The sequence below is a fragment of the Streptomyces sp. WAC05374 genome, from assembly GCF_004353505.1.
Taxonomy (GTDB): domain Bacteria; phylum Actinomycetota; class Actinomycetes; order Streptomycetales; family Streptomycetaceae; genus Streptomyces.
Genome location: NZ_SMNQ01000020.1, coordinates 111,777 through 122,495 on the forward strand (window position 1 = coordinate 111,777; position 10,719 = coordinate 122,495).

A 10,719-nucleotide genomic window follows, 5' to 3' on the forward strand; every position below is an offset into this window, starting at 1 on the left:
GCTGAACCGAGACGGAAACCGAGACGGAAACCGAGACGGACAACGTCGAAGGGCCCCACCGCGAACGGTGGGGCCCTTCGACAACGTGCCCGGTGAGGCACTGGCGGAGGATACGAGATTCGAACTCGTGAGGGGTTGCCCCCAACACGCTTTCCAAATGTTCGTACGGGGGTCCGGCGAGGGCCGTACCTGTCCTGAGCTGCGGCGGAGCGTTCGGGGCGGCCCCGTCCGGATGCCCCCGGACGGGGGTGAACGCAACCAGAACTGCAACCACGGCTCGCCTCTGGCATCTACACCAGAGGGAGCTGGCCGTCCCCGGTAGGTGCCGACTCGAGTGAGAAGCGTGCCTTCCGGTCAGCAGCCGACTTTGGCCACAGCACACCAGCTGTCGCGAGCGCATCCTCAGAGAGCACGGGGCCAGCCAGAATGGCCAGCAGTGCTTGTTCTTGGGAGGGCTCCAGGGCGACCAGGCGGGTCAGCACCGAAAGAAGATCGATGAACTCTCCCGTCCACTCCGGATCCCAGTCGGGGATGTGCACGTCATCAAGCGGGGAACTGCGACGGCCGGCAGGCTCCTTCTTGCGATAGTCAAACCACGACTTGATGACGTTCCGCCCGCCAACGACGTAGTCCCAAACCGGTTTGGAGACAGGTCCGAACTCGCCATCACCCAGGGTGATGACCTGGCGCCCCTCGTCATAGCTGATCGCTTCGGGCATGGATGTCACAGGCGCTAGGTTCAAGGGACGCAAGGGGCTCCCTGCAGGGAGGCGGACATCGCCGGCTGGCTGCTCCGGCCCGACGAAGCGCTCACCGTACGTGTGCAGCCAGATGACCTGGCGGCCGAGCTGAACGGCGCTGTTCCACAGCGCGAGGTCAGTGGTCAACGGAACTCGGATCCCTGGGGTGGTCAGCTCGTCGGCAAAGGTTGCCGTGAAGGTTGGATGCGCTACCACCCCGGCGATGTAGGCGAGGACATCGGATGCCGTTACCTCGGTGCCGAGCCGGCTCTGGAGTGCATCTGTCAGACCGGCGGCGATGTTGGGACTGCCGTCAGGATGGAAGAGCGGCAAAGTCCTGCCGCCATCGTTGTTGAAGTGATGGAAGTCGGTGATCAATGAAGAAAAGATCACGCCCGGCCCGGAGCGAAGCGCTTTTCTGTGTTGTTCTACGAGGAAGATTTGTCCCGGTGTCCGCGCAGCCCAAAGGTCACGGCGAGGCATATCCATCAACCGCGGGTCGGCAACGATCCACTGCCGGTCGAAGGCGCGGTACCCGACTCGGGCGATGGAGGGGAGGGTATTCGTCTCCTGGATGATCGGTGCCGATGGATCAGGGCACGTGTCGTCGCCAGGCAGGGATGGCTTGCCCTTGTCGAGGTTTGCGTCCCGCCCCTCTTTGAAAAGCTTGGACTTCAGTTCCCGGTCGCTCTCGCCCACGAGTCTGGACCATCTCGTCTGGAGAATGGCCTGGTTGGGCGCGTAGACCCATGCTCGGGTCGGAAAGACTCCAGGCGAGTACCAAGGGAGCAGCGAATCGAGTGCGGGATACGAATCCCAATGGCTAGCGCTCGCAGGGGTTAGAGGAGCAGCCCAGTCTGTACGGCAGTCCCGCCAGCCGTCGTCGTCGAGCTGGACCGCGGCCAATGCAGCGAACTTGTCCAGCCTCTTACCAGTCAATGTGCGGTGGCGGATCCGGGCCGGCACGTTGTTGTCTGCATCGGCATGGCGAACGAAGATGCCGATGGCGAGCGGTTGGCGTACGCCAGGGAAGATCCTCGTGGGGATATCTGGGGTTTGCCCCTCAGGCGTGCAGTCGATGATCCAGCCCTCGGACGCGTGGCGGCGCAGGTACTCGCGCATGCCGGTGAAGGCCGGGCCTGTGAGGTAGCCAGACGTGGTGATGAAGCAGATCACGCCAGCCTTCCCGCCGGCCTCGGCGGGAGTGGATTCCCACACCTTCCAGGTAGCCCAGCGCCAGAAGTAGACGTACAGGTTCTTGAGCTTGGCCTTGAACTTCCCTGCTCCGGGGGCATACCAGTCGTCCAAGATCGCTTTGGCGGTGCGCTTCCCCTTCATGCTGCCGCCGCCGTTCTCCACCCAGCCGCCTGCACCATTGGCAAGTTCGGCATAGGGAGGGTTGCCGATCACGACGGTGACGTTGGTGCCAGCCTTGATCTTGTTGGCCTTACGGCGGGCCGCCGCTATCAGCTGGAGCGAGTACCGGAACTGGGTCTCCGCTGCGTGAGGGTCGTCGAGAGTGTCGGTGACGTACATCTTCATGCCACCGGTGGGCGGAGCGGCCTTGTGGGTGGCCAGCTGCTCGGCGGTGCGCAGCTCAGCCACCGCGTAGGGCCCCATCTGCAGCTCGAACCCGGCCACACGCTCTGCTGCCTGTGTGATCGCACCACCGACGGCACCTGGCCCATCGTGGGCTGCGGCGTTGGCTGCGATTCGCTCCAGTACGGCGTGCAGGTATGTGCCGGTGCCCATGGCGGGGTCGACTGTGAAGACGTCAGGGTCGGCGAAGCCACGCGGCTTGTCTAGCCGAGTTACGAGCACGTCGTCGGTAAGCCGCACCATTTGCTCGACGACCTCGATGGGGGTGTAGTACGACCCTGAGCGCTTACGCAGATCCGGGTCGTATTCGTCGAGGAAGTGTTCGTACAGGTGCAAGTATGTGTCGCGACGTCCTCGACGGACGCGAGCCCAATCCACCGCATCGACGGTGCGGGCCAACAAGTTGAGGGTGATCTTGAAGTCGCGGGCTACGTCATCGGTGAGTAGCTGCAGCGCCCGGCCCATCAGCGAGTGGCCGGCGCGGAGCTTGTCACCAATCGTGTGCAGAGACTCGCCGCTGACGGTGATCCCATCGGTGCGGGCAAGAAGAAGGGCGAACGCGACCGTCTGCGCATAGCCGTCGGCGAAGGTCGCCTCGTCTGCCTGCGGGAACAGCATCTGGCGCCACTCGGTAGCCAACCCCAGGAACGGCTGTTCGCGTTCGTCGGCGCCGCCGCGCACAGCGGCATGCTCGGCGGCTAGCTGGTCGACCACCTCACCGCGCAGGAGGCGCGTCAGCCTCGCCACCGACTTGACGAGCGCTCCTATGGTGGTGATCGGCGTGGGCTTCCAGGTCAGGAAGTCCAGTAGAAGCTTTTCGAACTCCGGCGGAGCGGTGAGCGTGCCTGCGGCAAGGTCGCCGGAAAGACTCGCAGCTAGGGAGAGCTCGCCATCCTGGTACAGACGCCACTCGGTACCGTTGGTATAGAGCAGGTTCGGCAGGTCACGCTGCCGCTCCCACTGAGCTTTGTCGTGTCCACGCAGCGATGCGGTGTCGATGGCCTTGCCAGGTGCCTTGATCTCCACGTAACCGGTGATCAGCCCGCCGACACTGACCCCGTAGTCAGGCCGGACCCGCCGTTCGGTATCGCGCACCTCATCGTGGAAGACGGCTGGCACACCGAGCTGTTTGCCGGCTGTGCCCAGCAGGAGTTCCATCGGGGCACGGATCGCGGCTTCCCGTTCCCCGGGGCCGGCGAGTTTTGCTGAGCACGCTGCACCGAACGCCGTCACGGCGGAGGTGAGCCAATCTGCTGCCCGCACCACGGGTGCCCCCAATCTGGAAAGTCGCTGCCGCGGGTTTTGCTCGGCAGTGTCCGACGAGTGACTTCGATCATCTCAGACGGATCTGACACGGAGCCCGAGGTGGCGAGAACACATGCATTGATCAGCGCCCTAAATACGGCCGCGAGGGGGCTTCGCTGGTAACGGTGACTGGCTAGGGCGTGTTTTAGAACTCGCTGACCTGTCTGGTTGGCCGTCCGGGAAAGTCGCGGGCGGCCATCCAGATGGTGAGGTCGCGGGCGATGTCGTTGCTACTGGTCGCCGTGGTGACCTCGTGCTCGTTGCGGGCGGTGTCACGGCGGACGATCTCGTAGCCACCTTCCTCGAGGACGGCCACGGAGGCGAACCAGACGGGGTCGTCCTCGTCAGGCTGGACGACCACGAAGGTGTTGTCGGAGTTGTTGAGGTCGCTGATCATCATGAACAGCGCGTCCTCTGAGGGGTCGTCGATGCGGTCGCCGTTCTCGCTGTCGGCGCCGTAGTACTGAGCCCCCATCGTTGCCTCTCCCTCACCCTGTCGACCGTGGTCGCGGCCAGCATGGCATGAAGAACCGACAGCTCAGGCCGGTCACAGCCATTCGCCGATCGCGGCGATCAGGACGGTCGCTTCGAAGCGCACGGCGAGCTTGTCGAACCGGGTGGCGACCGCGCGGTTGCGCTTGAGCCTGTTGATCCCGCACTCGACCGCGTGCCGGGCCCTGTAGTCCTCGCGGTCGAAGGCCGGGGGCCGACCGCCGGCCTTCCCCCGCCGCTTGCGGTGGGCGGCCTGGTCGGCAGGCTCCGGGATCGTGCAGCGGATGCCGCGCTTTCGCAGGTAGGCCCGGTTGGCGCGGGAGGAGTACGCCTTGTCGCCCCGCACGCAGCCGTGCGCCGCCAGCACCTCACCTCGAACCCGGCCTCCATCGCCAAGGCCCCCAAGGTCGAAGAGGAGGAGGTCGAGCCGTACACGGTCGAGGAGGTCCAGCTCCTCCTCGCCGAAGCTGCCAAACACCGCAACACCGCCCGCTGGGTCATCGCGCTCGCCCTCGGCCTGCGCCAGGGCGAGGTCCTCGGCATGCAGTGGGACGACGTCGACTTCGACCTCGGCGTCATCCGCGTACGCCGTGGCCGGCTACGGCCCCGCTACAAGCACGGCTGCGGAGACCGTTGCGGACGCAAGCCCGGCTTCTGCCCCCAGAAGATCAACACCCGCCGCGAGACGAAGAACGCCAAGTCCCGCGCCGGCCAGCGCCCCATCGGCGCGCCCGACGAGCTCCTCCAGCTCCTGCGTCAACACAAGGAGGAACAGGCCCGCGAGCGGGCCCGTGCCCGTGACCTGTGGACGGAGAAGGGGTACATGTTCACCTCGCCCACCGGCGAGCCCCTGAACCCGAACACGGACTATCACAAGTGGAAGGAGCTCCTGAAAGCCGCTGGCGTCCGCGATGCGCGCCTTCACGACGCCCGCCACACAGCGGCGACGGTCCTGCTCATCCTCGGCGTCTCTGACGCGATCGTCGACTCCATCATGGGCTGGGAACCCGGCAAGTCCGCCCGGATGCGCCGCCGCTATCAGCACCTGACCAGCCGCGTCCTCAAGGACACCGCCGCCAAGGTCGGCGGCCTCCTGTGGGGCGCGGACCAGACCGCGGGCAGCGCTTCGTCGGAGGCCGGTCAGAGTCCCGTCCCCGCCGAGCTGGTGGTCCACGTTGCCCGCCTCGGCGAGCGGCGCGTGCCTTTCCTCCACCGGGAGCACGCCGACGAGGTCGTCGCCCGGTGGAGCGAGGACTGGCCTGACCACACCGCCGAGGTCGAGGAATGGGACCGCTGGCGCTGGGAACACCAGGGCCCCGGCGGCGCAAGCGCCATCCGAGACCGCGTACCGGAGCGGGCTGTGATCTTCCACGCCCGGGCCCTGTTCCTCCCCGGCGGGGAACGCGCGGCGACCGACCTCCCGGAGCAGTGGTCGGTGCCGGCCTGGGACTTCGAGACCGACCGATACACCGACCGCGCCTCGGCCTGGCGCACGGCTCGCCGCCCCGGCACGGGCCAGGAGGTCGAGGCCCAGGTGCGAGGCAGGGACAAGACGGCCATCGAGGCGGCCTTCGCCGAGGCGTGTGCACAGGCTGCGGACCGCGCTCAGAACCCAGGAAAGTACGGCGATACCGACGAGTGGTAGCCGTCGTTTCAGGCGATCCGTGTAGCGGGGTCCAGCCGATCAAGGCTGGGCCCCGCAAGCGGCGTTTCCGAGCTGGAAGCAGTGGAGTCCTGTAGGCAGACGGCGTCGAGATCAGGCGTCGGCTGGGTCGGGCGCCTCATCCTGAGAGCTCGACTCCTCCGGCTCCTGGTGCTGGGCCGGAATCTCGACGGGATGGGTGCAGCGCCACAAGGCCCTCGTCCCCGCTTCGGTTCGAACGGTTTCCTTGAGGCCCTGGTGGTCGCAATGGGGACACGCATCGATGACCTCGCAGGTGTACACCCAACGGATGTCGGCGTGCAGGCGCCGGAAGCTGCCGAGGGCGAGGGGCGCTTTGTGCCAGCGGGGCGTCTCGTACTCGGGGATGGAGTGGTGGAGCTCGATGGCCTTGTCGATCTTCCCGTTGAGGCTTGTCACCGAGGCAGATGCTGCCTCCGGTGGCCCCATACGAGGGTTGCGCTCCTTCCAAGCCGCAGCGGAGTCGGCAGCGCGCCATGCGAAGCAGATCATCTGACCAGGGGTGTAGCCGTGCTTGAAGCCCTTTTGGATGACGTCTGTGAGCTCTTCACGCCGTGCTTCGGGTACCTCGGGATAGCCGTACTTCTTGGTGAGCAGGTTGTTGAGGTAAGCCGCGATGTCCGCGACTTCCATCCGGTCCATCAGAGTGGCGAAGGCGTCACGTGCCGCAGCCCCCTGGGGACCCGGCTGGGTCTGGAGGGCGTACTTGATCTCCTTGACGCGTTCCTGTGCGTCGGCCAGGCCGCCAATGATCCGCCACGCGACCTCTGTGGAAACGAAGGCAATACCGTCGTCATCCTGAGAACGAGCGAACGCCTGCGTCGGGCTCTCCGGGGCGATGGCGAGCAGACCGGCGTAGTAGAGGGCCAGGAGAAGTTCCCTGTCCTGCTCGCTGTCGCCGGTCCACCCTGTGGGACCGATACTCGTGAGGCTCGGGAGTGCCTTGCCCGGGTTGCTCGCGGCGTAGCTGATCAACGCCACGTAGAGGGCCAGGGCCAGAGGATTATCCACCGCGAGGGGATCGGTTGGTTCGCTCTTTCCATCCTCATCCCTGATCGCATCGGCGATCAGACGCTTGATACCTTTGCTCTCCTCCTGCACACGCTCCTGCTCGACACGCCTCTGTTCAGCGGCGCGTTGCTGCCGTTCGATCTCCTCGCGCCTCTGGATCGCCGTGCAGTCCCCGCAGAGGTACGAGGGAGCCTCGGCATCCAGGTACTTGCCGCCCACCTTGTTGGCCCAGGACCGGTTGGTGACGCTGATCGGCTCGGAGCAGTTCACGCAAGGGCAGTTGAGCAGGATGGCGTAAGAGTGCGCCGTGGCCACTGCACCGATGTTGCTGGTTACTCCGATGCTGCTCACGGTCCGCGCCCAGGTGCCGTCGCCCTTGACCTCCCAGTAGAGGACGCTGATCCTCTGGGCATCTTCGGGAGCGTCGTGCTTGATCACGACGCGGACGCGGGGAGCGTCTTCCGGAAATTCGCAGATGATCGGCTGCGGAGTAGCTGCTCGTTGCTGCGACTGGTGCTTGGTGGCCCGTTCCCGCTTGCGGCGGCGTTCGCGCTTACCCACGTGTCTGTCCCTGGTCCATGTGTGGATGGTGGCGTACCTCCGGAGTCGACAGGGCTGGTTTCTGCCAAAAGCGATGACTGGGGCGGACCCGGCCGAGGAGGCCCACATGCCTGGGTAGATACGGAATCGGCACCCCATCCTGGCTGGATTCGCAGGCCAGCGGTTTGATCCATGGTCGCCTCGCCTGCTGGACTTGAGGGCGTCCTGTTCAACGTCGGCCGCTGTCCTTAGCGTTGAGAGATGGCAAATGGGGTGTGGCACACCGGATATGGCATAGAGATCAATCTGTCCCTGCCCGACCTCGGTCACCCAGACCGTCCGGATCTGCTCCTGGAGATCACCGCCAGCGTCTCCGAGCGTGATCCGCAACTGCTCGAATGCCTGGCGCACCACGAGAAGCGCGAGTGCCAGTCGGAGTCGGGCGGGAAGTCGCCCTGGATGTTCATCCGCCGAGGGCGCGTGGGCGGCCGGCGACCGCTCGTCGCCTCGCACCTGCCGATCACGCACAAGGCGACGCCGGCGGAGAGCGCCCAGCACAAGGCCACCAAGGAGCGGATTGTCGAGACCGCCGGGCGTTACGGCCTGGACGCCGAGGCCGAGGTTCCCATCGGCAACCGGCGCAGCATCTCGGACGCCATCGTCGTCGGACCCGGCGGCCTGCGGATCGGCTGGGAGATCCAGTACCACCACCTCAGTCCCAGCAGCGTGCACCGGCGCTCGGTCAACGCCGTGGAGCACGGCGTCACTCCTCTCTGGGTGGCGAAGGACCGGACGCCCTCCCTGATCGACCGTGCTCCGTGGGCGCGGGTCGACGACATGCCGTGGAAGGACATCGCCGACGGCAAGGAGATGGTGATCCGCGGCGGGTACCGGCACCTCGAAGTCTGGAAGTGCGTACCGAGCAGCGAGCGTCACTGCCTCGTCAGCGAGGGTGCCGGCCACTGTGGCGCGATTCACGCGGACTGGTTCGTGCCCGCACTGTGCCTCCCGGAGAAGAAGCCGGTCTTCATCGAGGACCTGGTCCTGCAGAGCGCGACGGGCGAGAGCGTCCCGGTCTACGTGCCCAATCGAGGAAGCGGCCGCGCCGGCCGGCACATGTGGGTGTCGGCCGAGGACCGCGCGCTGTGGCAGGAGCTCATCGGTGAGAAGACGCCTCTCCCTGCGGCCCCGGTCGAAGAGGAGGACGACCTGATCACCTTCGCCGAGCAGGAGGTCGACCGCAGCTGCCGAGCGGGGGAGGAGGGCTGGTTCGTCAGCGACGGGCGGCCTGTTCGCGATCTCGACCAGCCGACCGGCGGCTTCACGCTTCCCCGCATGCCGGTCCAGCGCTCTTGCGAGCCGGTGTGGATCACCGCCGTGGAACGCGCCGCCGCCTCAGCCGCGCTGGGGTGCCCGCCGTGGGAGCTCGGGCTGTGCGCCGGCTGCAGCCAGCTGATGCGGCGCTACGGGCGAAACGCGGCCATGTACTGCAACGCGTGCCGGTCCGTCCTCAACGGGCGCTAGCCGGGAACTGCAACCAAAACTGCAACCACACAACGACGAAGGTCCCGGCCGCTGGGCGGTCGGGACCTTCGTTTCGGCTGGTCAGCCGTGGCGGAGGATACGAGATTCGAACTCGTGAGGGGTTGCCCCCAACACGCTTTCCAAGCGTGCGCCCTAGGCCTCTAGGCGAATCCTCCGCCGCAAACAATACAAGACGTTGGGGAGTGCTCGCGAACCCGTTCCCCTGGGGCGTCGGTGGGGGTCCCCGGGGGTGTCCTCGCCGGGCGCGGGATCGGGTAGGCTGGGCGCAGCCCCTCACGTGGCGCTATCTGACTGAACTCCCCCAGGGCCGGAAGGCAGCAAGGGTAGGTCGGCTCTGGCGGGTGCGTGGGGGGCGCTTGCGTTGGTGGGTGGGGGTCCGGTGGGCCGGCTCGATTGTCGGTGCGGCCCGATATCGTCGTAAGGGTGTCGTCCCTTGCGCTGTACCGCCGCTATCGTCCCGAGTCCTTCGCCGAGGTCATCGGGCAGGAGCATGTCACCGACCCGTTGCAGCAGGCCCTGCGGAACAACCGGGTCAATCACGCGTACCTGTTCAGCGGGCCTCGCGGGTGCGGCAAGACGACCAGCGCGCGCATCCTGGCGCGGTGCCTGAACTGTGAGCAGGGTCCCACGCCGACGCCGTGCGGGGAGTGCCAGTCGTGCCGGGACCTGGCGCGCAACGGGCCGGGGTCGATCGACGTCATCGAGATCGACGCCGCGTCGCACGGTGGCGTGGACGACGCCCGTGAGCTGCGCGAGAAGGCGTTCTTCGGCCCCGCGAGCAGCCGGTACAAGATCTACATCATCGACGAGGCGCACATGGTCACCTCGGCGGGGTTCAACGCCCTGCTGAAGGTGGTCGAGGAGCCGCCGGAGCACCTGAAGTTCATCTTCGCGACGACCGAGCCCGAGAAGGTCATCGGGACCATCCGGTCGCGTACGCACCACTATCCGTTCCGGCTCGTGCCGCCCGGCACGCTGCGGGAGTACCTGGGCGAGGTGTGCGGCAAGGAGCAGATCCCGGTCGAGGACGGGGTGCTGCCCCTCGTCGTCCGCGCGGGCGCCGGGTCGGTGCGTGACTCGATGTCCGTCATGGACCAGCTCCTGGCCGGCGCCGCCGACGACGGTGTGACGTACGCCATGGCCACGGCGCTCCTCGGTTATACGGACGGCTCGCTGCTCGATTCGGTGGTGGACGCCTTCGCGGCCGGGGACGGGGCCGCCGCCTTCGAGGTGGTCGACCGGGTCATCGAGGGCGGCAACGACCCCCGCCGGTTCGTGGCCGACCTGCTGGAGCGGCTGCGCGACCTGGTGATCCTGGCCGCCGTGCCGGACGCCGCCGAGAAGGGGCTCATCGACGCGCCCGCCGACGTGGTGGAGCGGATGGCGGCCCAGGCGTCCGTGTTCGGGGCCGCCGAGCTCAGCCGGGCCGCCGACATCGTCAACACCGGGCTCACCGAGATGCGCGGGGCGACCTCGCCCCGGCTCCAGCTCGAGCTGATCTGCGCGCGCGTGCTGCTGCCCGCCGCGTTCACCGACGAGCGGTCGCTGCTGGCCCGGCTGGACCGGCTGGAGCGCGGCTCGGTGGTCCACGGCGCCGCCTTCCAGGCGACCGGACCGGGGCCCGCCATGGGGTACGTACCCGGGCCGGAGGCCCATGCCCAGGTGCCGCCGGCCGTGCCGGGCGGAGGACCCGCCGCAGCCCGCGCCGCGGTACGGGGACCGGGCGACGACGCCCCGGCCGCACCGCCCGCGCCCGCCGCCCCGGCGCCCCAGCCGGCCGCCGCCCAGGCCCCCGAGCCCGCCGCG

4 protein-coding genes, 1 tRNA gene, 1 other RNA gene and 3 pseudogenes are annotated in these 10,719 nt (G+C 67.3%); 4 read left to right on the forward strand and 5 right to left on the reverse strand.

Annotated elements, in window-relative coordinates:
• Positions 1 to 290 precede the first annotated feature (290 nt).
• The 3 genes and pseudogenes from E2B92_RS27955 to E2B92_RS27965 form a co-directional block, all read right to left on the reverse strand.
• Positions 291 to 3,497, reverse strand: coding sequence for a type ISP restriction/modification enzyme (locus E2B92_RS27955; protein ID WP_126885125.1), 3,207 nt, complete (start codon positions 3,495 to 3,497; stop codon positions 291 to 293).
• Positions 3,498 to 3,789: 292 nt separating this feature from the next.
• A pseudogene (locus tag E2B92_RS27960) lies at positions 3,790 to 4,163 on the reverse strand (hypothetical protein).
• 28 nt (positions 4,164 to 4,191) lie between these two features.
• Positions 4,192 to 4,563, reverse strand: a pseudogene (locus tag E2B92_RS27965) (transposase); the annotation flags it as partial.
• On the opposite strand from E2B92_RS27965, the pseudogene E2B92_RS27970 reads away from it, so the two are divergent.
• Positions 4,474 to 5,781, forward strand: a pseudogene (locus E2B92_RS27970) (tyrosine-type recombinase/integrase); the annotation flags it as partial. The pseudogenes E2B92_RS27965 and E2B92_RS27970 overlap by 90 nt on opposite strands.
• Positions 5,782 to 5,892: 111 nt before the next feature.
• Here the strand turns inward: E2B92_RS27970 and E2B92_RS27975 are convergent.
• Positions 5,893 to 7,389, reverse strand: a complete 1,497-nt coding sequence (locus E2B92_RS27975) for a hypothetical protein (RefSeq protein WP_235024017.1) — start codon at positions 7,387 to 7,389, stop codon at positions 5,893 to 5,895.
• A 240-nt stretch (positions 7,390 to 7,629) separates the two neighbouring features.
• Between E2B92_RS27975 and E2B92_RS27980 the strand changes: the two genes are divergently transcribed.
• Positions 7,630 to 8,892: a hypothetical protein gene (locus E2B92_RS27980; protein ID WP_235024018.1), complete on the forward strand. Its 1,263-nt coding sequence runs from the start codon at positions 7,630 to 7,632 to the stop codon at positions 8,890 to 8,892.
• Between the two features lie 88 nt (positions 8,893 to 8,980).
• Here the strand turns inward: E2B92_RS27980 and E2B92_RS27990 are convergent.
• Positions 8,981 to 9,068: transfer RNA gene (locus tag E2B92_RS27990), tRNA-Ser, on the reverse strand.
• 109 nt (positions 9,069 to 9,177) lie between these two features.
• On the opposite strand from E2B92_RS27990, the gene ffs reads away from it, so the two are divergent.
• Together ffs and E2B92_RS28000 are read left to right on the forward strand one after the other, a co-directional pair.
• An RNA gene (ffs, locus tag E2B92_RS27995) (signal recognition particle sRNA small type) lies at positions 9,178 to 9,276 on the forward strand.
• A gap of 60 nt (positions 9,277 to 9,336) precedes the next feature.
• On the forward strand, positions 9,337 to 10,719 hold a 1,383-nt coding region (locus E2B92_RS28000), incomplete at its 3' end, for a DNA polymerase III subunit gamma and tau (protein ID WP_133087737.1).

What these genes read in the sequence shown, in the direction of transcription:
- E2B92_RS27955 (WP_126885125.1), bottom strand. Translation starts at nt 3,497, where the DNA reads ATGGAACTCCTGCTGGGCACAGCCGGCAAACAGCTCGGTGTGCCAGCC.
- E2B92_RS27980 (WP_235024018.1), top strand. Translation starts at nt 7,630, where the DNA reads ATGGCAAATGGGGTGTGGCACACCGGATATGGCATAGAGATCAATCTG.